Annotated in this window: 15 protein-coding genes; 9 read left to right on the top strand and 6 right to left on the bottom strand. The window is 34.1% G+C overall.

What is annotated here, in order from left to right:
* The first annotated feature begins 433 nt into the window (after positions 1 to 433).
* The 9 genes from R2Q59_RS20540 to R2Q59_RS20500 all read left to right on the top strand — a co-directional run bounded on the left by R2Q59_RS20540 (position 434) and on the right by R2Q59_RS20500 (position 10,096).
* Entirely contained in the window at positions 434 to 1,438 is a 1,005-nt protein-coding gene (locus tag R2Q59_RS20540; protein WP_316787293.1) for a peptidyl-alpha-hydroxyglycine alpha-amidating lyase family protein, read from the top strand.
* Positions 1,439 to 1,633: 195 nt separating this feature from the next.
* The gene (locus R2Q59_RS20535) at positions 1,634 to 2,572 is read left to right on the top strand and encodes an outer membrane protein assembly factor BamD (protein WP_316772532.1); all 939 of its coding nucleotides are present in this window, start codon (positions 1,634 to 1,636) and stop codon (positions 2,570 to 2,572) included.
* The gene (locus R2Q59_RS20530) at positions 2,572 to 2,898 is read left to right on the top strand and encodes a DNA-directed RNA polymerase subunit omega (RefSeq protein WP_131555517.1); all 327 of its coding nucleotides are present in this window, start codon (positions 2,572 to 2,574) and stop codon (positions 2,896 to 2,898) included. The genes R2Q59_RS20535 and R2Q59_RS20530 overlap by 1 nt, the downstream gene beginning before the upstream one ends.
* A 46-nt stretch (positions 2,899 to 2,944) precedes the next feature.
* The gene (gene coaBC / locus R2Q59_RS20525; RefSeq protein ID WP_316787291.1) at positions 2,945 to 4,144 is read left to right on the top strand and encodes a bifunctional phosphopantothenoylcysteine decarboxylase/phosphopantothenate--cysteine ligase CoaBC; all 1,200 of its coding nucleotides are present in this window, start codon (positions 2,945 to 2,947) and stop codon (positions 4,142 to 4,144) included.
* Complete coding sequence (locus R2Q59_RS20520) at positions 4,141 to 5,043, top strand: DUF4835 family protein (RefSeq protein ID WP_316787289.1); 903 nt, start codon at positions 4,141 to 4,143, stop codon at positions 5,041 to 5,043. Before coaBC ends, R2Q59_RS20520 begins: the two co-directional genes overlap by 4 nt.
* 110 nt (positions 5,044 to 5,153) lie before the next feature.
* Complete coding sequence (locus R2Q59_RS20515) at positions 5,154 to 5,531, top strand: BlaI/MecI/CopY family transcriptional regulator (RefSeq protein WP_316772522.1); 378 nt, start codon at positions 5,154 to 5,156, stop codon at positions 5,529 to 5,531.
* Positions 5,532 to 5,534: 3 nt separating this feature from the next.
* A complete protein-coding gene (locus R2Q59_RS20510) occupies positions 5,535 to 7,547 on the top strand; it encodes a M56 family metallopeptidase (RefSeq protein ID WP_316787288.1) in 2,013 nt (670 codons plus the stop codon).
* 117 nt (positions 7,548 to 7,664) lie between these two features.
* Positions 7,665 to 9,317, top strand: coding sequence for a DNA repair protein RecN (recN, locus tag R2Q59_RS20505; protein ID WP_316787286.1), 1,653 nt, complete (start codon positions 7,665 to 7,667; stop codon positions 9,315 to 9,317).
* Positions 9,318 to 9,352: 35 nt separating this feature from the next.
* Positions 9,353 to 10,096 (top strand): energy transducer TonB, encoded by a 744-nt coding sequence (locus R2Q59_RS20500; RefSeq protein ID WP_316772514.1) that lies wholly within the window; start codon positions 9,353 to 9,355, stop codon positions 10,094 to 10,096.
* On the opposite strand, the gene R2Q59_RS20495 is transcribed toward R2Q59_RS20500, so the two are convergent.
* The 6 genes from R2Q59_RS20495 to R2Q59_RS20470 form a co-directional block, all read right to left on the bottom strand.
* Positions 10,093 to 11,613, bottom strand: a complete 1,521-nt coding sequence (locus R2Q59_RS20495; RefSeq protein ID WP_316772512.1) for a fibronectin type III domain-containing protein — start codon at positions 11,611 to 11,613, stop codon at positions 10,093 to 10,095. The genes R2Q59_RS20500 and R2Q59_RS20495 overlap by 4 nt on opposite strands.
* A gap of 10 nt (positions 11,614 to 11,623) precedes the next feature.
* Entirely contained in the window at positions 11,624 to 18,448 is a 6,825-nt protein-coding gene (locus R2Q59_RS20490) for a carboxypeptidase-like regulatory domain-containing protein (protein WP_316787284.1), read from the bottom strand.
* 18 nt (positions 18,449 to 18,466) lie between these two features.
* Positions 18,467 to 20,143, bottom strand: a complete 1,677-nt coding sequence (locus R2Q59_RS20485) for a hypothetical protein (RefSeq protein WP_316787282.1) — start codon at positions 20,141 to 20,143, stop codon at positions 18,467 to 18,469.
* A 68-nt stretch (positions 20,144 to 20,211) separates the two neighbouring features.
* Complete coding sequence (locus R2Q59_RS20480; RefSeq protein WP_316787280.1) at positions 20,212 to 22,005, bottom strand: hypothetical protein; 1,794 nt, start codon at positions 22,003 to 22,005, stop codon at positions 20,212 to 20,214.
* A 101-nt stretch (positions 22,006 to 22,106) separates the two neighbouring features.
* The gene (locus R2Q59_RS20475) at positions 22,107 to 22,712 is read right to left on the bottom strand and encodes a hypothetical protein (RefSeq protein WP_316787278.1); all 606 of its coding nucleotides are present in this window, start codon (positions 22,710 to 22,712) and stop codon (positions 22,107 to 22,109) included.
* Between the two features lie 93 nt (positions 22,713 to 22,805).
* The gene (locus R2Q59_RS20470; RefSeq protein WP_316787276.1) at positions 22,806 to 24,938 is read right to left on the bottom strand and encodes an ATP-binding protein; all 2,133 of its coding nucleotides are present in this window, start codon (positions 24,936 to 24,938) and stop codon (positions 22,806 to 22,808) included.
* Positions 24,939 to 24,942: the final 4 nt, after the last annotated feature.

The following is a 24,942-nucleotide window of genomic DNA, read 5'->3' as shown; positions in this document are numbered from 1 at the left end:
TTTTTTTGAAAGTTTTTTAAGTTTACTTTAAGTCGCTGTAAACTAGCTTCCTTAAATAAATCCCCCATTCCAATCATCCCAGCACACTTTCCGTAATACCAACGCCTCCTCCGAAGCGGGATGCAAAGGTAGAAAACATATGAACAAATGCTAACACATCGATGGTTTTAGTTTGAATAAATATGCTAAGTGTATGATTTACACCAAGAAAAGTTTACCAGAGAAGATTAGCCAGACTCTGAGTGGCGGCTTTATTGGATTAATAGCACTGTTTTTCGTTATATAAACCCGGGCGAAGCGAAAGCCCCTGAAATGAGGAACGAGTAAAGGGCTTGGAGCAAAGAACGGGACTGCACTCTATTATATATACTACCATTGTTTTTCTACTTACCCTACATTAATTATATTAGGACATTAAACGGGTATTATATATATGAAGTATAAATTTCTTTATTGTGTTTGTTTTTTATCATTGCTGGTATCTTGTAATGGTGGCGATAAGAAACCTGTTAGATACGAAATGGTAAAAGAATGGTCGCCTATTAGTAACCTAAAGATTGGCAACCCTACTGGTATCGGTGTAGACAGTAACCAAAACATTTTTATATTTCATAGAGCAAATAGAGAATGGCCATTAATTGGGGCAATGCCGAGTGATTTTATTAAAGAACAAACTATTATAGTATTAAATAGAAATGGAAAACTATTAAATAGCTGGGGAGAGAATCAATTTCTTATGCCTCATGGATTAACTATAGATGAAAAAGACAACGTTTGGGTTAGTGATGTTGGCCTGCACCAGATATTTAAGTTTAGTAAGGATGGAAAGTTATTAATGACTATAGGCGTTGCAAAGGTTGTAGGTAGTGATGCTTTACATTTTAACAGACCAACTGACATTGCGATTGCTAAAGATGGCTCATTCTATGTTAGTGATGGTTATGGAAACAGCAGGATTGTTAAGTTTTCTGCAAAAGGGAAATATCTTTTAGAATGGGGCAAAAAAGGAATGGGTGTTGGAGAGTTTAATATACCGCATTCGATAACACTCGATAAAAATGGAAACGTTTACGTTGCAGATAGAGAAAATAAGAGAATTGAAGTTTTTAATGATAAAGGGAAGTTTTTAAGGGAAATTAAGAACAAGGCATTTGGGAATATTTGCGCCGTATATTATAATGAAGTGAGCAAACAACTAATTGCAGTTGATGATGAAGTTTCATGGTTTGGACTAAAACACAATGGATCAAATGTTTTCATTATAAATATAGATGGTTCAATTGTTGATCAATTTGGCAAGGCGGAATTTAAAGCTGTTGGCCTGAAAGGATGGTTCCATGATGTTATTGCAGACAAGTATGGTAATATATATGTAGGAGACATTCTGGAAAACAAAGTCTGGAAATATGTAAGAAAGGAAAGGGTGAATAAAAACTAGCGTTCTAGCGATAAGTACCATTTATGTCTTTATGGTAGGAATGAAATATTAAAGCGCCGTATTGCTTCAGTTTGTCTTTCTAAGTGTAGTGTATGTTAAAAATTGTTAAGTGTTTGACGGCTTGAAAGGCTTTATTTAGCTTAGCGGTAATTATTTTTAATTGACGTTATCGTATTATTACCTTATCTTTGCACAATGTTTAAAATTAAACACTTACTTATTTTAAGTTTTACCATCATTTTATTGGGCACAGCTGGCTGTAAAAGCAAGTTTGAAAAATTGCGCCTAAGTAATGATGTTGCCAAAAAATACCAAGAAGGTATTAGATTATACAACAAGAAGGATTATTCTAAGGCTTTAATTTTGTTTGAAGGCTTGGCACAAAAATATAGAGGAACTGCAGAAGCAGAAGATTTAAATTACTATTACGCTTTTACTTTATATCGATTAAAGGATTATACAACAGCACGTTACAAGTTTAAAGAGTTTGCAGAGACCTACCCAGCAAGTAAAAATGCTGAAGAATGTAGATATATGGGTGCTTATTGTTATTATTTAGATTCTCCGAAATCGTCTTTAGACCAAGAGAATACTTATAAAGCTATTGATGCCTTACAGTTATTTATTAACTTATACCCTAAGAGTGATAGGGCTACGCAAGCTGCCCAATACATTTCTGACCTTAGAAATAAGTTAGAGACGAAAGCTTTTGAGAATGCAAAGTTATATTACACCATGGGGGCTTACGACATTTCGAACTATAAAGCTGCAGTAATTGCTTTAAAGACGGCTCAAACTGAATTTCCGGACATTAAGTTTGCTGAAGAAATGAACTTGTTAATTGTGAAATCGCAATATATGTATGCAAAAAACAGTTATGCTAACAGACAAGAAGAACGTTATACTGAAGCGATTGGTTATTATAACGAATTTACTGAAGGCTACCCTAATAGCAAACTTGCAAAAGAAGCTAAACAATTAAAGGACGATAGTGAGGCTGGAATAGTAAATGCTAAAAAGGTTTTAGCTGAAGAAGCTGCTTTAATTGCAAAATATAATGCCTTAGAAAGTCAAGGTAAAAAACAAAAAGATAGTACAAATAAGAAAGTAGAGATTAAAACCCCAATAAAATAATGAATACACCAAAACCCGCTATACCAAATACTACGGTAACGAGAAATGTACATGATTTAGATAGAACTACTGACAATATTTATGAGTCGTTAGTTATAATTTCTAAAAGGGCTAATCAAATATCTAATAACATGAAGGAAGAGTTGCACGGTAAATTAGCCGAGTTTGCATCATCTAATGATAATTTGGAAGAGATTTTTGAGAACAGGGAACAAATTGAAATTAGCAAGCATTACGAACGTATGCCTAAGCCTAGCTTAATTGCAATTGATGAATTTTTGAATGATAAAATTTATCACAGAAATCCTTCGAAAGAACAAAAATAGTTGAAGCCTTTGCTTAAATTGCCCCTTGTAATTGTACAAAGGTAAAATGATTAGCAATAAAAATATTCTCCTTGGCGTTTGCGGCAGTATTGCGGCATATAAATCGGCCTTATTGGTAAGAGCACTTATCAAGGCTGGCGCAAACGTTAAGGTTATTCTTACGACAGATGCTTGTAATTTCATTACACCTCTAACACTGGCTACCCTTTCTAAAAATCCTGTTTACACACAATATTTCGAACCAGAAACTGGCGTTTGGAGTAATCATGTAGAATTAGGTCTTTGGGCCGATTATATGATTATTGCTCCTGCTAGCGCCAATACAATTGGCAAAATGGCAAATGGATTGTGTGATAATTTATTAACTGCCGTTTATTTATCTGCTAAATGCCCTGTGTACTTCGCTCCAGCAATGGATCTCGATATGTGGAAGCATGAAAGCACACAAGAGAATATTGAACGACTAAAGTCTTTCGGCAATACGGTTATCTCTCCAAATAGTGGCGAATTAGCTAGTGGTTTATATGGTGAAGGCAGGATGGCTGAACCTGATGAAATTGTGGCTTTCTTAAATACTGACATTAAAAAAAGTCTTCCCCTATTGGGAAAAAAAGTTTTAGTAACGGCTGGACCAACTTATGAAGCAATTGACCCTGTACGTTTTATAGGAAATCATTCGTCTGGTAAAATGGGTTTTGCCTTAGCTAATCAAATAGTGTATTTAGGTGCTGAAGTAACATTAGTTACTGGGCCAACAGCCGAAAAAACAAATGCGGACTTAAAGAGAATTGATGTTGTTAGCGCTAATGACATGCTTATGGCTTGCACATTGCATGCGGAGCAAAGTGATATTATAATTATGAGTGCAGCAGTGGCTGACTACACTCCTATTGATGTTGCTAACCAAAAAATTAAAAAGGCAGCTGATGATTTTAGTATCAATCTAAAAAAGACAACTGACATTTTAGCTACGCTTGGAAAGCAAAAAAAGGAAAATCAGTTATTAATCGGCTTTGCCTTAGAAACTGAAAACGAAGAGTTTTATGCACAAGAAAAATTAGCGAAGAAGAACTTAGATTTGATTGTGCTAAATTCACTAAATGACAAAGGTGCTGGTTTTAAAACAGAAACCAATAAAATAACTATATTTAATAAAGCTTTAGATAAAGTTAGTTTCGATACAAAATCTAAAGTTGAAGTGGCAAAAGATATTTGTAACGAAATATTAAAGTTAATTACCAAATGAGAAAAGTATTAGTTTTTATTGTTCTAATGTTTGTTTGCGGCTTTGTAAAAAGCCAAGAATTAAGCAGTCGTGTGCAGATACTAGCTCCAAACATCTCCAACATTAACAAGAAAAACTTAGAGCTACTTCAAAATACCATCAGAGATTTTTTGAATAATAACAAGTGGACTAGCGAAAGTTATACGCCACAAGAGAGAATTACATGCAATTTTGTAATTACCATTACTAGTTGGGATGGTAGTTCGGGCTATACTGCTGAAGCTCAAATACAATCTAACAGACCCGTTTACAATAGCTCATATTACAGTACACTATTAAATATTAGTGATAAGGATTTTGATTTTGGCTACAGCGACGGGCAATCTTTAGACTTTTCGGACCAGAATTTAATTGGAAATTTAAGTTCGCTTTTGGCCTATTATGCCTATACGATTATCGGTTTAGACAAGGATAGTTTTAGCAAACTAGGCGGTTCATCATTTTATAACAAAGCGCAAAACGTTTTAAATATTGCACAAACGGGAGGCAATAAAGGGTGGAAAGCTTTTGATGGACTACGTAATCGCTACTGGCTAAATCAAAATTTATTAGATAATACTTTTAAGGATTTAAGAATTTTCATTTACGACTATCACTTTAATGGTTTAGATAAACTGCAAGAAAATGTTGGTAATGGTGCTAGTAACATTTTGTCATTTCTACCATCGCTACAACAATTAGATAGACAAAAGCTAGGCTCTATATTTCCTAATGTTTACTTCGCCACAAAGGCAGAAGAAATTACGAATGTGCTTTCTAATATGGTTAATCCGCAAGACAGAATTAAAGCTTATAATTTCTTGAGCGACATAGACCCAGCCAATATCAATAAATACGAGAGTCTAAAAAAAGCCCGTTAAGCCCACACCAGCCCTATTTCTAAAAATATTTGTTAAATTTTGGTTAAATAATTTTGATTATACGAATACATTCGTACATTTGAATACGAAAAAATTCGTAGTGTAACAAAATGAGCAATACAAACATCAAACCAACAGAAGGCGAAATGGAAATTTTACAGGTACTTTGGAAAAAAGGAAACTGTACAGTTCGTGAAGTGCATGAGGCTTTAAATAAAAAAGATGCAGGTTATACTACTAGTTTAAAACTGATGCAAATTATGCATGAGAAAGGATTAGTAGACAGAGACACAAGTTCAAAAACACATATCTATAGAGCGATAGTTAACCAAGAAAAAACGCAACAACAATTGGTTAATAAAATGATAGATAATGTATTTAATGGTTCTGCAGCAAGATTAGTTATGCAGGCTTTAGGAAATAAAACGGCGAGCAAAGAAGAGATAGATTTGATTAAGGAATATTTAGATAAACTTGAAAACAAATAATCAATGGAAGCTATTGTAAACAACTTGGTTAAAGCTATTGGATGGAGCATTCTTCATTCGTTATGGCAAGGAGCAATCATTTATGCTATTTTATTCATCGCCTTGATGGCTTGGCCTAAAACTAATGCAAGGATAAAACACAACTTTGCTTTTGGTTCTTTAGTTTTAATGCTGATTAGTTTCTGCGTAACGTTTATTTCGTTATTCGAACTACCAACTGATGGCGCAGCAATTAAAAACATAGCTATCAACCAAATTGCTTATCAGGATTTAACTCGATTAAGTGGAAGCTTTAACATCAAAACCGAAGCCTATTTCCCTGTAATCGTATTTGTATACCTTATCGGAATTAGCTTTCAATTAGTAGTTTTAATATCGGGCTACCAAAAACTTAAACAGCTTAAACAAGCAAGTACATTAGCTGTACCCGCAGAGTGGAAAGCTATTTTTGAATTAACACTCTCTCAATTAAAGATTAATAAAACGGTTAAATTTTATCTTTCTGCTAAAGTTAACGTGCCTTTAGTAGTTGGCTATTTTAAACCTGTTGTATTATTTCCAGTTGTATTAGCTACACAATTGGATGCCAAACAAGTTGAAGCGATTTTGATACACGAACTTTCACACATTCGTCGTAACGATTATCTAATCAACCTTGTTAAAACTTGTATAGAAACGTTGTTGTTTTTCAATCCATTTGTATGGCTTACCACCAAATTCATACATATAGAAAGAGAACATGCTTGCGATGACTTGGTGGTTAATTTCACAGGCACTCCGTTAACTTATGCACACGCTCTTTTAAAATTAGAATTATTAAAAGACAAACAAACCCCAACTTTGTCGTTAGCGGCAACAGGAACCAATCAACATTTGTACCAACGTATTAAAAGAATCACAGACATGAAAACGAATTATATCAATGCTAAACAGCAATTTTTTATCTTAACCTTAACTATTGCCACCGTGGCTTCACTAGCGTGGATTAATCCTACAAAAGAAGAGACGATTAAAGCTAAAAAAGCGCCGACTTTAACCTTGTTAAAACCATCTGCCACTGAAACTAAAGCGATAATAGAGCAAGTATACGCTAAGGCCGATACCGATACCACTAAAAAAAAGAAGAAACAATTTAAGGCAATTATTAGAAATGATGACGGCAAAGAGGTAATATACACATCTATGGATGACTTACCTGATAGTGTAAAAAGGAAGTTAGCTGCACTTGAGAAAAAATTTAATTCGCCTGAATGGAAAGAAAAGATGGCTAAAATAGAATTTAACTCTAAAGAGCTTGAGAAAAAATTCAACTCTCCAGAGTGGAAAGAAAAGATGGCTAAAATAGAATTCAATTCTAAAGAACTAGAAAAGAAATTCAACTCTCCAGAGTGGAAAGACAAAATGGCGAAGATTGAGCTTAATTCTAAAGAGTTGGAAAAGAAGTTTAACTCTCCAGAGTGGAAAGACAAAATGGCGAAAATTCAAGAGCAGAGTTTAGCAATGGCCAAAAAATTCGAGTCACAAGAGTGGAAAGAGAATATGGCGAAGATTCAGAAAAATGCTGAGGAGATTCAAAAGAAATTTAACTCTCCAGAATGGAAATCTAAAATGGCCGACATTCAAAAAAATGCTGAAGAGATGAATAAAAAATTCAGCTCACCAGAGTGGAAACAGAAAATGGAGGATATGAAAAAGCTTTATGATTCGCCAGAATATAAGGAATTAAGAAAGAAATATGATAGCGAGGTAGAAGAGTTAAAGAAAGCTAAAGGAATTAAAAGTGATAAAGCGTTCTTATTATTTGATAGCAATTTAGATGTACAAAAAGCACTTTTACCATTAACTGCGAATCTTGCTACCATAACTAAATTAAATTTAAACGTTAGCGATGTTTTATTAGCAAATCCAAACTTAAAGTTTGAAACACTGAAAAACTTAAACTTTGAGGCAGTTCCGCTAAAAACTTTAAAACTTGAGAAAGGAATTGAATTTAAAGCTGTTCCGCTACAGAATTAACAACACCAAACAAATGATACGATGAAAAGGGCAAGATTAACTTCTTGTCCTTTTTTGTTATTTAAATGTTATGGTTGTTGAAAGCTATTTGCTTTTATCTTAATTTAGCATCACGATATGCTACAAAAACTTTCTATACGCAACTACGCTTTAATTGACAGCCTTGACATTGAATTTGACAAGGGACTAAATATTATTACTGGTGAAACTGGAGCTGGAAAATCTATCATTCTAGGTGCATTATCACTGATTTTAGGTCAAAGAGCAGAGAGTAAATACTTTTTTAACCAAGATAAAAAATGTGTTATTGAAGGTGTGTTTTTACTGGCGGATGAAAAGCTAAAGACCATTTTTGAGCTTAATGATTTAGATTTTTTTAAGGAAAGTATTTTACGTCGGGAAATTTCGATGGATGGGAAATCAAGGGCTTTTATTAATGATACACCAGTTAACTTGGCCATACTAAAACAAGTAGGCGAAAAGTTGATAGATATCCATTCTCAACATGCAACGAAAGAGATTAACGATAGCGATTTTCAATTACTAATTATTGATGCTTTAGCAAACCATACTGCTCTTTTAACGCAATATAGAACTGGCTTTAAAAAACTAAAGCAGGATAATCAGCAATTAAAGGAATTGATTGACAAAGCTGATGAAGCCCGCGGCAAACAAGATTACGAACAGTTTTTGTTTAACGAATTAGAACAAGCCGCTTTAAAAGAAGGCGAACAAGAGGAATTGGAATTAGAGTTAGAAAAATTAACTCATGCAGAAAGTATCAAGAGAAACTTGTTGACAGCCGCTTCCCTACTTACCGAAAACGAGATTTCAGCCACTAGTATTTTAAAGGAAGCTTCATTACAATTACAGAATATTGAGAAATTTGACCCTGAAATTAATGTGTTGTATGAGCGCCTGCGTTCGAGCATTATAGAAATAAAAGACATTGCAGATGAAACTTCAGTACTTGAAAGTAACACTTTGCATAGTGGAGAAAGACTATCAATTATTCAGCAACGGCTGGATATTTTGTATACACTGCAACAAAAACACCGTGTTGCCAACAATACAGAACTACTGGCTGTTCAACAGAAACTGGAAGATAGTTTAAGTCAATTGCTTTCGTCTGATGAGCAAATTGAGACTTTGAAAAAAGAAATCGAATTGCTTAAGAACGAGTTGACGAAACAAGCTCAAGAATTAAGCTTAAATCGTAAAAAAGCAATTAAAGTGGTTGAGGTTGCAACAGGCAAAACTTTACAACAAGTAGGAATGCCAAATGCGAAATTGGTTTTTGCTCATCAGCCTTTAATAGAGTTGAACAAAGATGGCTTGGATGAGATACAATTATTGTTTTCGGCCAATGCAGGACAAACACCAGCTCCAGTTAATAAAGTCGCATCTGGCGGAGAATTATCTCGATTAATGTTAGCTATTAAATCTTTATTAGCCAAACATACTTCTTTACCAACTTTAATATTTGATGAGATTGATACAGGTATTTCTGGAGAAACCGCCTTAAAAGTTGGAGATGTGATTGCTGATTTAGGAATTGACATGCAGATTTTATCAATAACACACTTACCTCAAATTGCTGCAAAGGGTAATTCTCATTATTTTGTTTATAAAAATGAAGGGAATAACAAAACAACAACCGGTATTAAAAAGTTATCGCCAGACGAAAGGGTTAGTGCTATTGCAGAAATGTTAAGTGGTAAAAATCCAGGTGCATCAGCTTTGCAAAATGCGAAAGAGTTGTTGGGGTAGTTGTGGAATTCGCTTTCAGTTTTCATCCTCATTTTATGAAAAAACTCGTACTGTTCTTACTTAATTTAGTACTCGTATTAAATGCACTTGCACAAACAGAACCTAAGAAAATAAAACTAGACACCATAAATGTTAGCGGGAGATTAATAGCTGGCGATGGCAGCAAGCTTGCAAATGTTTACATCGAAACAAAATCTCAGCACAATCAATACTTACAACTAAAAGTTGGGGCTACAACCGACAGTCTCGGGAACTTTAAATTAGTGGGAATTAAACCTACAGATACTCTAACCTTCTTCGCATTGAACAATGAGCATATTTTTTTTAATCGTGGAAGTAGATTTTTAAATATCATGGTTTGGCCGAGTACAAACAATTATAATAAAGAGGCAGTTATTGTTTCTGCTACTAGAACTTCTAAAAAGAAAACAACAGAATTTAAGTTAACCCCAATCGATAATATTGGGTGTTGTAATATTTCAGTAAAACCAGAATACCCTGGTGGTGAAAAGAAATTCAAGGAATTTATTTATAAAAATCTAAAATATCCTTCAAATGCCATAAAGAATAACATAGAGGGAGCTGTAACGGCAGAATTTACAATCGCAAAAGATGGCAAATTGCTATTTCCCAAAATTATAAATAGTCTTGGTTACGGATGTGATGAAGCAGTTTTAGAGATTTTAAAGCATAGTAGAAAGTGGATTCCTGGAATGAAATATGGAAGACCAATAGTAATGAGCTACCAAACAAATGTTGTTTTTAAGTTGATTGACTAATTAACTTGCAACACTTCACTCCCAGAACTTTCTATACCATTCATATTTACTGTTTTTAATTTATAGATATTTAATTGCCCAGCCAAATAACTTCTCGTTGCCACAGTATCTTTATCAGCTGTTATGGTTTCTACCAAAGTAAAAGCCTTCCCATTCCATTTATATAATTTATAAGCTCTTACTTTTGTGTTTTCACTCTTTAGCCATTTGATATTTAACACATTATCATACACCGCAGCCTTTAAATATCTTGGGCCAAAATTAAGTTCAAATGGATTTGTGTAAGTAAATGTCATGCTTGGTATACTTTCTTTATTTATACCGATAGATTTGACTTGAAATGAATCTCCATCTTTTAAATTTTCGACCATTACATAGTTAATGCTATTATTAGTATTCCCGTTTTTTAAGGATTTAAATATGGTTTCCCCCTTCCTTTTTATGTAAACTTGATAGCCTGAGATTTCTTGTTGACGTAGACTATCAATAGTCCAAACCAAATTGTAGGTAGTATCATTTGCAGTTATTATTCGTAAATCTGTTGGTGGAGCAATTGTATTATTGCCATAATTATAAGTTATTGTCGATGTATCAGAATGTTTGCTTAAATCAAATGAATTACTTTCTGCTACTACTACATATTGATACATTTCTCTAGGCTTTAAGGAACTCAGCGTATCCTTCCATAGATATTGGCCAACTTTGTTTTTAAAAATCAATGGTGATGATGTTTCAAATTCGCCTGCATTCCCTATCCGCTTCTTTACATAAAAGCCTCTTGCAGATGGATTGTTATTCTTCCAACTTATTACAATAGATTTATTTTTTTGCTCAGCTTTAATAGGTCCAACTTTCTGAGGTACAATTGGAAACTGAGATATAACAACTATTGATGCGGAGGAATAAACTACCTCGCTGTTAAACCCTCTCATATCCAATCGGTAAAAGAATGGTTCATTGGCATCATTAACTTTATCAATATATAAAGTATCTTGGGGATTGATATCTGAAATTAACTCATACTTACCATCCATAGCACGACTCCTTAAGAGCGCAATATTTTTCATCCAATAGCTATCTGTAATTTTCCAAGAGAGTATAATGTTATTTGTGTTTTTCGCGTTTACTGCTTTAAAAACTGTAGCAATTGGCCTTACATCTGGAGCAAAAGCATAAGCCCACGTACTTTCAGTTTCTACAGTTATTGTATCTCTTTTAGCTTTTAATACGTATTGATACACTCCGGGTTGGGTTCTTAAAGTAGTATCAGCAAATTTGAATATTTTATTAGCAGCTATTTTTTTATTTGCCCTAATTAACTTTTCTCCATCATTTCCCTTTCTGTAAACATTAATATTTAAAGTATCTACACCAACAATCTTTATTGGAGTGTAACTTAAAATAATATCACCACCTTCATAAATTGCTATCAATTTTTGATTATTTACCACTGCATTTTGTTGCGCAAAAATTGAAGTCGAAACCAGAAGAAAGAAAACTGCGATTAAATATTTCATAGCTGTAATTTTAATTAAGTGATGGTTTAAAGCTAAATCCGCTACCATCTTTTTTAAGAACTAACTTAGGTTTTACACCTACTTGACCTAGACAGAAATGTATATTGGCTTCAATACCGAACGATAAAGTACCTCCTAAACCACTGTTGTCATATGTTAATAAAATGTTTCCAGTTGCACCGCCCGATAAGCCAATTGTACATAATTCTAAATCGTATAAACAAGACGCATTGGCAAAAGCCATGCCGCTGATACTTACAGTTTTTGAACCATCTAAATCCAGTACAAAACCAACATCAACTCCTGCTGAAAAATCAAACACGGGAACAAATGAGCCTATTAAAGGAATATCATTCAAACTTGGGCCAGGCAATTTCGGTAATGCATTTTTATCCAGAGATTTCATTACGTTAACATAAAAACCTTTTAAACCATTGTTAAGCGCAGATGGCAATTGGCTGTTAAGTGTAACACCTAATAGTTTTTGAGATAGATAACTTGGGAACGGGGATGAATAATAACCTAGTGCAATACCACTTTTAAACCCTCCTGCTATGCAACTTGGCAAAGCAGTTACCGATGCATCAGTTACAATACCTACTATCAAGAAACCATTTTTGTCGATTTGTAAATTAATATTTGCATCATTAATTGTTACCGGACCAATTGGTAAATTAGCATTTACTAAATTTAATGTGCCACTGAATGATGCTTTGTCAAAATCAAAAGTGATATCAAGGTTTCCAAATGGTGTGCTAATTCCATCAAGTTGTAACCCCTTTCCTCCCGTATTTTTAATAGCACCATTTACTTGGAAATCTATTAAATCCCCACCAGCTGCAAATAAACTTTTACCTTGTGTATTAACGAAGTTTTTCGGTTGCCCTACAAAGTTCACTAAACTCCATTTTTTATTTGACACAGAGTTTCCACCACTTACAATTTCAATGTTCTTTTCTCCCATTAGAATTTTTTGCTGTGGCAAGAATTTCATTTCTATAGAACTTGGTGTTTTGGTCAGTAAACCCTTAATACCCTTAATGGCATCAGCTGGTCCATTTTTATAGATTAAAACATTTCCTTCTATTGATAGATTATTTTGAGAAAGTTGAAATGAATTACCTTCAAATTTAACTTTCCCTTCCATTTCAACCTCAGTTTGCAATTTTTCTACCACTAAAACATTTCCATTTTTATCGGCATATTGACTAGAAGGGTTTTTCAAATATTTAAATCTACCCGTAACGTTTGCTGGTGCACCAGGTATTTCTAAATTGGTATTTCCCATTAGCGTAAAGAAATTATCTGCAACCTCAATACCAGTAACATCTTGCGACAACACATTGTAATAATTAATTTTTGTAGGTGCAACAATAATGGATTTATGCTTTCCATCGCTATAATCACTTAACATATTAATATTTACGCGTGAGTTGCCCATTCCAGGTAAATCATTTATATAAGCCACCGTTTCACCACTACTCGTAAGATTTAAACGATAATGAGGTTTTTGATCAAATGGTGCAGCAGGATCATAATTTAACGTCATTTTTGCATCCGAAGCTAATTTCAATGGTGTAACATTTGCTAACGTTAAAGCTTCATTTCCTGTTAATTTAGATATCCCCAAATCAACAGATGTTGGCATAATGATTAAATCTTTAAGTGACACTTGTGGTAAGCTTGTTTTTAAAGTGCCATTTACTACTCTAAAGCCTCCTTGATTGATATCATAAGATAGCCCTGTTCCTAAAATAGCCCATTTTTCTAAAGGAATATTGATATTTCCATTATACTGTTTCCATTCTATATTGTTTTGAGTTACGATAAAACTTCCCGCTGGTAAAGTTGTTGCACCTAAAAGTGGAACATTTAAGGAAACTTCGGCTTTCATATCAAAGCCATTTGCACTTAATGAAGAGCCTGAAATAAGGTTCGCTTTAAAATTATGAACCATAAAATCACTCTTACCATATAAAGCCTGTAAGGTATAACTACTATTTGTTGTATAATTTGGCATGGCCGAAAACACCTTTGTTGGTATATTCTCTGTAAAATAGCTGTTGGGTTTTTTAATAGTTTTACCTACTAAGAATTTCCCTGTGTATTTATAGCTGAAATTAAAGTTTGACAATTCTGAAACCAAATAACCTGTTAGGGCACCATAACTGTCCACTCTTTTGATAGAGAGTTTATTAAAAACATTCTCCTGATCTGAAGCAATAAGTTCAGTTGCATATTTTTCATACGCCATTATTTTTAATGAGGCAGCTTCAATATCAATTACATCGACTGCTGGTGTAAAACCGTTTTTATTACGTTGTACGGCCAATTGTTTAAATGGCAATTTAGCATCGCTAAACGTTGTTTTAAAACTATTGTTACTAGGTAATTTAACAAATGCGCCTGTTATAATTGATGTATGATAACTTTGTTGCACCAAAGAATGAACTTCAATTGGCAATCCCCAAATTTCTGCCTTAACATCTAAAGGTGTTAATGAAAAATCTGCATTAGAACTAGCGGGAGAGGCATCTATTATTGATCTAACATAGCCAGGTGTACCACTTTTTACTGCATAAACCTTGATGGGTAGTTCTAAATAAGATTGAAGGAAATCAATCCAAGCCTTCGGATTAATTGCCCCATATAAGGTATACTTTCCATCAACACCACTTAAAGTCCAATTTTGAACCTCTCCATCCGCATTTGTGCCATTTATTGTATATACCCTAGCGCCTGCAATTGGAGCACCAGTAATGGCATCTTTAACAATACCACTTATTATTTGCGCCTTTTTCAGTTGTATAAGAATTGGAGCTCCTGCGTCCTTGCTAATTGGTATTTTTACATAATCTTCGTATGTTACAAAACCATTTGCAACTACTCGAACTTTAAATTCGTCTCCTGGGCTTGCGACGGCAAATTCTTTTGTTAAGCCAGTATAAGGGTCGCTTGAAAAATATTCTAGGGTGTTATTACCAACTCCAACGTAACTGCTCATGCCCTTGCCATCATCTACATTTACTACTTTAAAAATAATACGATGCAGTTTTTCTTTTAGAACAATGGTCCCATTCTGTTTACCTAAATTATTAGTAATTAACGTATATTCATTTGGCTTAATATTAGGATAAGAAGTTTCTCCAAAATAATTATCTACGAGAGGGGCAATTGTAACACCTGGATAACCGCTTTGTGTATTTTCTATATAGAAAACTCCATTGTTATAAGTTTTTACATAAGGCCCATTTCCAACTTTTACATTCGCCATTACTGGTTGCCCCTTTTCATTAACCACTGTTCCAACAACCGCCCCTGCCCCAACCATAACTTGCTCCACTGATTCAGGAAAACGTTGGCCTAAGGATATATTTTGATTAACCGCTACAGACTTATCTGCAAAACCTACTTTAGAAATAACAATAGTACGCAAGCGGTTTGCAATTAAATTCTTTACTTGTAGATAGCCATTTACATCTGTTTTAAAATACTCATCTTCAACAGGTTTCTTAAAATTATCGTTAGTATAACCTAATATATGCACAGTGGCATAAGGTACTGGTTGACTAAAACCATTTTGCACAGTAATGGCTCTTAAGTATATCTCAGGTAATTTGGGTTTTACAACAATTGGTTTGATTGCAACTTTGGTCTCAATAATAAAATCACTATTAAATTTAGCGTATAAATCTCCAACCGTTCCGCCTTTTAACATTTCTCCGTTTTGAGATTGATAGTTAAAATTACCTTCTAATGGATTAATTGGAACATACGGAAGATGGCTATGTACAATTAATAAATTTGTAAATTTTGCATAACCCGACGCATCAGTTTTCGCAATAGCAACAAGTGGCAAATCCTGATTTTTTAAGTCATCGTCTTTTGTTTTATAAGTCTGAGCTGCATAACTTTCTGCATCTGCCTCCCATGGCATCGTTGCTTTATTATCTATAGGATCAGAAGTATCCTTAAATACTCCCTTACCTTGATTTTCTAATGGGCCAGAAAAAGACATAGAACTATGGCTATCCAACATTTGAACAGGGTAATTCGATAAAGGCAGCCCAGCATTAACCGCTTGATCTTTAGTTTTATCACTTACAACTCTTACAGTATAATTGTAGCTTTTAACAAAGACAATATCATCTGGTAATGTAACTGTTTTACCTACTTGAGGCAATGCATAAACATCCGGACTTGTAAAATAACGTTCATCACTTAATTCGCTGTCATCGCCAGGAGGATGATGTTTTCCCACAATCAATCTAATAAATCCGAAATAGCTAACATTTTTATCAGTACCTATATATCCAATTTTATAATTATTTACAAACGTATGGCTAAAACTTCCATCTTCTTTTAAAGTTGTTGTTCCGACGTCTCTAGTGGCATATACTTTTTCTCCATTTAATACTAAAGTATACATGGCGGTTTGCCCCAAATAAGGTTTTAATTCCTTAAGATTTTTAGGATTTTTAGTTTGGCTCTCCATTACGACGTACACAAAATTCAGCTTTACATTTTTTAAAGGATGAATATTTATCCCAATAGGAAAAGTATTGTTTTCGAAGTAGCTTGGAAAATTGTTGTTATCATAAGAATCAACAGTTATATAGCTTTTTGGAGTTCCATCTTTGTTGAAGCCAGCACTTAAGTCGGGTTGTTGCATCGACTTAATGGTTGGAAAGTTAAGTGCTCTTTTTACAGGTGACTCACCTTCAACTTTAAACCTATAAAATAATTTGCCGGCAATAGTACTCAAAATTGGTGTTGGTGGCGCTGGTGCTACTGGCTTTGGAGCTCCTTTATATTTAAATTCAATAATGTTACTCTTACCTAAATTTTCTATTCGAAGCAATTTGCCATCTGGTGCATTACCACTAGCAATTATCTGAATAGCATAGGTATTATCTTCTTCAAGTTTTATCCTGCCATGATTTCTTGCATAAATTATATCTTCATTAGCGGCAGGAGGTAGTAAGGTAAAACTATTAAGCATTTGCTTGTAAGAAAGCATCACTTGAACATTGTTATCCAAAGTACTTGTAGCATCAAATCCTGGTATTAACTTTACTATCCTTATTTCGTATGTTGCAGGGCTTAACGTATTAGATTTATCCCATGTGATGTTAATTTTTGGTTGTGAAAAATCGTTTTGTTGAGCAACAACTTCAGCAAATTTCGGACTAGTAATTACTGGAGCTAGTGGTAATTTTTCTTCATTTTTTAAAATCGTATAGTCAAAAATATTTATAGTACTATAACCATCATTTTTAATTGAGGTAGATACTCCCAAATCATTAGCTCTTACTCTCCAGGCGTAAGTTTTACCTGCCTTTAGCAATGCGTCGGTGTTTGTTATTGTTAAGGTGTTAGCATAGAGAATATCTTTACTAATTAAAAAAACGCCCTTATCAAATGCTTGGGATGGGTTTGATATTGGCGTTGCCAGCTCTACCAGCTGAAAATTATATCTAAAATACCCTTTAGTTTTAAAATCCCAATTAAAAGTTACATTTTGAGGTGAGGTTAAAGTAACTTTTGCGTTAGCAATAGGACTAATTAAAACAGGTGGTTCAACTATATCTTTTATATTATATGAGAAAACATTAATTTGACTTGCTCCTCCAACTTTTAATGGAGCTTTAGAATAAGGATCTACTTTACTCACTCTCCATGCGTACCTTTTACCAATAATCAATGGAGTATTTGAAGGTAATGCGTAACTCAAATCGCTAACCGTTTGATTGATAACAAACTTGTTTAAGCTAAGTATCTGCTCAGCGTTTCCTCCAGAACCTGGCATTTCTGCTACCTGCAACAGGTATGTGGTTTTTCCAACTGCATTGTCTGACCACTTAAACATGGCTTCTTTATCAATTGTAGTGATGATTGCATTTTGCTGTGGATTTATTAATGTTGGGGCAGCAGCAAGGTTAATTGGGCTTGAATAATTAAATATATTAGCCTGACTTATTCCACCATTTTTAAAAATTATCTTTCCGCTAGGATCAATCGCTTTTACTCTCCAAGCATATCTTTTCCCTGCAATAAGAGGTGGATCTGCTGGAGACAAAATGTAAGAAAATCCATTTAATGTTTTATTAACCAAGGGAAATGAAGCACTATTTAAAACCTGATTGGGATCGGTAGAAATTAATGGCATTTCTGCAACTTGCAAAACATATTGCGTACCCATTGGTGCAAAACCAGGGTTTATCCAATTAAAAACCACACTTTGGGGAGTTCTTGAAAAAACAGAGCCATTAGCTGAAGGATTAATTAGTATTGGCGCTTCTGGATAAGCTATCGTTACGCTTGTACAACCTTGGGGAGCAGTATTGGTAATTACCTGATTATTATCCATATCTACCGCCTGTAAACAAAAAGTGTAATCCCCTTCTGGTAGCCTAGAAGTTTGTACTAGTTTTACCTTGTCAATTCCGTATACATTTAAAGAGTTTAAATCGAAAACGTCTCGAAGTGCAGCGCCGTTTAATTGTTTAGTTTCGTTAGGTTGTAAAATAATTGGTTGTAAAGGAATATAAGTTGATTTGGTAGAAATTCTTATTCCATTATTGCCTTTTAACTCACCTGTTAGTTTAATTCTTTTTTGTATTGATGTTAAGTTTCTAACGATCAACAACACTTTGCCTGCGTTTGTACCCGAATAATCTGAATAATATGGAGAATATGGAGGAAGAATATTTACATTAATGCTAACTTGGGGAGCAGCTGATTGTCCCAATGCATTATAGCCAAAGGCGAGAATTAAGAATAATGAAAAGATTATTCTTTTAAAGTCTTTAATCAAAGGTAAAATGTTTTGCATAATGTAGATGATTTAGAATTAAAAAGAATGTGACAAAGTAAGATTGCTATAAATTTCATTGAAAGATGGCAGTGTAAAATCTTTAGAATTACTCTTCAAATAATTGATGGATAAATTGGCCGCATTCTTCTTTGTGAAACGGAATGAACCATTTAAACTTCCATTAAGAATATTACCTGCATTGATTTTATTATTTTTTTGCTGTTGAAAACTCATTGCAGCGTTCAGCCCAAGTTTACCTTCAAAAAAATCTTTTCCAATCCCAATTGATGGACCAAAGAAAACTGTATGGCCTAAATAAATATCGGCCACCGTATAATTAAAACTAGTATTAAAATTTAAGCCTGTCTTTAGAAGACCTAACTGATAAGATAAGTTTGCCGTTTTACTATTAGACAAACTTTGAGCAGAAGTGAATCGGTTCAAATCCACTAAGGATTGAATATTACCGACTAAAATAAAGCTGTGAGAAATCAAGGTATCAGCTATGCTATACCTTAACATTGTATTTAAATTATGGTTTGTTTTAGCAATCCTCAATGTATCCACTATTGGATTTAAACCTCTATCTTGAGTAATACCATAATTAGAATAACGAACATCTATGCCATAATTTGTTTTGTTAAATGATGCGTTGATTGAGCCAATTTTACGGTTAGATTGATAAGCTTTATCCTTTAGAAGATTATCGTTTTGCACACCAAACGAACCATTCAACTGCATCTGTCCTTTTATCAGTTTGACGCCCCCTTCTACCGTATAATTCTGAACATCACTCTCAAAATAATATGCCCCCATCGATTTAAAATCTGGGTCTATTCTTTTATACTTTACTAAAACATTATAATTCTGACCTTGATAACCTAAACTTGTATGCCCTGCGGTAAGTAATTGTGTAGAGGCATTTAAGTTTATTAAATCCTTAATAAAATCTATTTTATCAAGTTTTAGGTTTTTAACAGTATCTGCTAATAAGTTGCGTGTATATAAACTTCCAGATGCATCAATATCAAATACAAAACGTTTAAAGAAAGTGAACCTGCTAGAAATGCCAAGAACCAAATTTTCTGAAGGAGTTAGATTAAGGGAACTTGGCTTGTTCTTTAATGAGCTTACCTCATCTTTTGCCTTAAGCAAAGTGAAATCGAAATGATTACGCTCTGTGCCCCAGCCTAATTTAGTACTAAAACCAGTTCTTTTATAAGCTGGTGTTTGTGAAAATGCAGTAATTAATCCAGGGTCTTCTTCAATGGCCTTGTTAAATCGACCATAAATAAATCCAAATCTTAACTTACCAGGATTTAGCTCAACTCCGCCCCCTAAAAAATTATATCCTGCCAAGGTATAGGGCGACCATTGAATACTTTGCCAACCAGCGTGAACAGTTACCCATTTGTAAGTTGGACTGATACCATACTGGTTAAAAGGCTGAGTAAAACCTCTCTGCTGGTCGCTAACCACTACACTAAATGGGAAAGAAACACCATAAATAGAGACTGTTGGTGCACCGTTAAACAAGTAAGAAAATGCTCTCTGGCGAGCAGGAATTCCACTTGAGTTATACGTACCAACTCCTAAACCTAAAGTACCGTTTATGGCAAAGGGTTTTTGCTTAATCATTTGCTCAACATCTTGTGCATCGGCAATGCCAAAGGAAAGTAAAAAGCAGAGAGATAATATTAAGAGCCTTTTCATAAGCATATTAATTGAGTTTAAAATGATTTTGCTGGTGATGTATGAAACATACATCACCTAAAGACTGCTTAATTCAATTTTTTAAAATCACTGTCCTTGAGATGGAGTTCTTTCATGGCTTGCAACATAGGTGTATTTCCATTGCTGTTACTTAGGGTTACTGTAGTACTTTGAGGAACGATAACTATTCTTACTTTATCAACACTAAGGGGTGTATGTGTAGAACCATAGCCATTTTTATAGGTTATCCTAACTTTTGCCGTTGTTGCATCAACCCTTAAATGATAATTATAATATAATAACTGACCAGTACCTACGCTAGATGCATCAGTATAGTTTAATTGTTTCCAACTATAGGCCCCAGCTCCTTCATCCTTCCGGAGATACACCATTACAATTCCGGCTTTTGCAGCTGCAACATTTGCTGCTGGAATATTGAAAACAGTGGTGGTATCACTTCCAAATTGTCTTGTCAAAGCGTTTGCATCACTGCTATCATATTTCCAAAAGAAGGTATATGTATCAGGCGTTTCAAGTGCAATTACATTTGAATTGCCATCTGCACCCTTTAAACTTGTACCTGGAAAGTTCCAAGCGCCACCTGCTTTTGGGCCATACATTATGTACGTTGTTAAGTCTATATAAAAATCACCATTATTGCCTTGAGTGTTTTGCGGCAAACCTCCTCCACTCAGAATTGTACTTCCATTGGTTCCGTTTGTGCCATTAGTCCCGTTTGTACCATTCGTGCCATTTGTACCATCGTTGCCTTTTAAGTTAGTTCCCATACCCCAACCTAAATTAGATTTTGGTCCATAAAATGCAATTGGAAGTCTAGAAATATAGAAATCCCCTAATTTACCCAATGCCGGATCTGGATCAGTTTCTCCACTATATATAACTGTGCCATCTGCACCTGCCGGACCTGTTGGTCCTTGAGCACCAGCTGCACCACGAAGTAAAATTCCCACGCCCCAACCATCAGCAGTTTTTGGACCGTATAACAAATAATTTGTTCTGTCTAAATAATAATCACCTATAGTACCCGTAGATAAAGCAGGAGCACCTAAACCTGAATATGTTACGCTTCCATTTGTACCATTCGTCCCATTTGTACCATTCGTTCCGTTTGTTCCGTCAACACCATTAGTTCCGTTAGTTCCTCTTAATATTAATGGTGTTCCCCAACCTGATGCAGTTTTTGGGCCGTATAAATTACCCGTATTTTTGTCTAAATAGTAATCTCCATTTACACCAATTGCTGCTAATGGTGATCCTGAGCCACTATAAATTATACTTCCATCCTTACCAGCAGCACCTGTTGGCCCTTGAGAACCATCTGCACCACGTAATAAAATTGGGATTCCCCAACCTGAAACAGTTTTAGGCCCATATAATAAATAGTTTGTTTTGTCTAAAAAGTAATCACCAGCAATACCTGTAGTTGCTGAGGGTGTACCATTTCCGCTTAATGTTGTGCTTCCGTTGGTACCGTTGGTGCCATTTGTACCGTTTGTTCCATTTGTGCCGTTTGCTCCATTGGTACCATTTGCTCCGTTTGTTCCGTCAGCACCTCTTAGCACAGTTGGTGTTCCCCAAGCTCCTGCTGTTTTAGGCCCGTATAAATTCCCTGTATTTTTATCTAGGTAGTAATCTCCATTAATACCAATAGTATTTGCCGGCACTCCATTACCACTATATATCGTACTGCCATCTTTACCCGCTGGCCCCACTGCTCCAGCATCACCTGTTTTACCTTGCGGTCCAGCAGGCCCCTCAGGACCTTCCAATCCAGTTTCTGAACAAGAACTAAAAAGAATTCCAATACAACATATGGCTAAAAAAAGATAATTATTTTTCATAGGGTTTAATTTTTATAGAATGAAGTTAATCTTGATTAGAGCGTAGCTTGTGATATTATCGATGAACGGACAAGAATAATCGGTAGAAGGAAATTAAAAAACTAGAATGCTGGATTCATAGCGTCAGGACGATAAATTACTCGAAATCTTCCTTCTGTTAATTTTGAAGTCTGATTGGGATTTGTATCGTAAACTGCATACATTGTGGGCGAAAAAGTGCCTTCAATAATATAGGCAGCCTTATTACTTTTATCTAGTTTTGTAACTTGAACTGTATTTTCTTGAACTGGATGATCCATTGTTGTGCTGGCTGTCTCCTTATCAGAACTTTTTGCTTCTGGATAATAAAAAACACCGCTTAATATTCCGTTATCGTTTCTAGTAGAAGGATATTTACCTATACCTATTTGGTCATGGGCATGAAAGGACAAATCCATCCTTGAACCATCCTCAGCCTCTGCAAAAATAGAAAACTGATGACCAAGCTCTTTGTAGCTTAAGTTGTAGGTTTTAAACTCTTTCGAGGGAAAGGCTTGCCATAACTTACCGTCAATTTTAACAGAAAAATATTCTTCCGCAGTTTGTTCGGCAGAATTTGAACTGGTCTTTTTTTTATCTGTACTTGAGTTACAAGCATTAATTAGCATAAAGCCAAAAAGTAAGACAACTAAGATTTTTGAATTTTTAAAGTTTGAACTAAGTTTCATAACAATTAAGATTATGATTTAAACTTATGTTCAAAATAATTAGCAGTAATGAAAGAATCGACCAAAGGCGAATACTAATCGGTAAAGGTAAATTTAGTTGAAGCGAATGGTTATTAATGTAGCATCCAATGAGCTTTCTATTTGTAAAACTCCATTTATTTTTTGTAAGAGTTCTTTAACAATCACCAAACCATATCCAGACGACCTACTTTTTACGTTATGGTTATTTAAAATTTCTTCTATTTTTTCTTTTGATATGGTGGCGCCTTTGTTAGTTATAGAGACAAAAGGTCTTCTTTCTTTATCAAAGCCTGCATTTAATAAAATTGAAGAATTTTCAAGAGAATGGTTAATAGCATTTTGTAAAAGGTTTCTAAGAACGATTACCAAGAGATTTTCGTCACTATTTATACTTTTTAACTCTATTTCTCCTAACCTAATTTCTATATTTTTGGCATCTGCCTGATTTTGCATTAACCCAATAGTTTGTTCGAAAAGTGATAATATATCGATTTCTTCTAAGTCCAACTCAAAATTTTCCATCTGACTTTTAGACCACAGTAACAGATCTTCCATTGTAATTAGCACATTAGAAGCGGCAATCAATAACTTCTTTTGATGGTTAAGTTTTTCCTCTTCTGAAATTGGATTTACTTGTTGCACCTTTAAAAAAGTAAACAATTGACTAACTGGGCTCCTTAAATCATGAGATATAATACTAAATAATTTTGCTTTGGTTTGATTAGCAACTAATAGTTGAGAATTCACAATATCTAACAGTCGATTTTTTTTATCTAACAGTAAATTTATCTTTTGCTTATTTTTATAGTTGTAAAAAATCAATATAGCAATAATAAGCACTAAAAACACACTTATGATGAGTATAGTTTTATATTGTTTTTGCCTTATCAGTTGTTTTTCTTGATCTTTACTCTGCACATTTAGAAAGGATATCCTTTGCTCCTTTTGGGCATTCTTGTATTTAAACTCTATAACGTTAAGGTCTTCTTTGGTTTTTTCGAGGTAAATATTATCTCTTAGTAAATTATATTTATTGTAAAATAAATTGGCTCTTTTATAATCGCCAATATGCTCATAACTCTGAGCCAATCGTAAATTAATACTAGCAAAAATATCTTTACTAAAGTTATTAGAATTAGGTAATGCCTTTTCAAAATACCGTATGGCTTCATCATATTTTTTTTGTTGAAATGACAAGTTTCCCATCATATTAATTGCCATTAAAATTGCCTCTTTGCTATCTGAAGCTAAGCCTTTTTGATAGGCTATGTTTCCATACTTAATAGCCATTGGTATATTTTGTTTTACAAGGAAATATTCTGCAAATAGTCTATTTGCACTACTTAAATCTTCAGCAGATTCATAAATACCTACCTTCATTTCTGTATAAATCTTATTGTAATAAAGGGTTGCACTATCAATTTTAGAAAGGTTCAAATATGCCTGTTCCATCTTTCTATACAACCTTACTCTACCTCCTGTGTAATCTATAAAATACGGCTCTCCCTTTTTGAGAAAACTTAAGGCATTTTGGTTTTGATTTAACTGTAAGTATAAACTTCCTAGTTCTGAAAATGCTAAGCCTAGATTTATCCTCGCTTTATAATCTTTCTTCTGTTTATACAGATATTCTTTTGTAGATAGAGAGCCCAACAATAGCTCTACAGCTTGAGTATATGCACCTCTATGCAAAAAATCATCACTTAAGGCCGATATCACTTTATCTTTTAAATAAAGATCTTTAATCTCATTCCGTAAAACATTTAACCGTTTGATGTAGGGGTCAGTTGCTTCAACTTGCCCAAGATAACGGTATAAATAGTTAATTTGTTGAATGCTAGAAATCTCTATATCTAACTCATTTCCACGTTGTGCATTCATCATACTGTTTTTTAAGTAGTACAAAGCACTATCGTGGTTTAAGAGAATTTTATACGTCATTCCAGTTAAGAACTGCAAGCCAGAAAGGTTTTTAAAATCACTAGATTTTGTAAAAGAAAGTCCTTTTTTTGAAATTTTTAACAAGTCTTGGAAATCAGCAAATTTTCCTTTTGTTTGTATGTAATTAAAGAGTCGATAACTATAGTTGTAATACTCTTTCGCTTTTTTTGAATTAGCAATTTTAGGCGAATAGCTATCTTGCAATACTGCCATAGCATTGAAAGATGTTAAGCCCAATAAAAATAAAATTATTTTAAATCTCATTCCC

Source organism: Pedobacter frigiditerrae (assembly GCF_032678705.1).
Classification (GTDB): domain Bacteria; phylum Bacteroidota; class Bacteroidia; order Sphingobacteriales; family Sphingobacteriaceae; genus Pedobacter; species Pedobacter frigiditerrae_A.
This window is presented reverse-complemented; position numbering and strand designations above follow the sequence as displayed.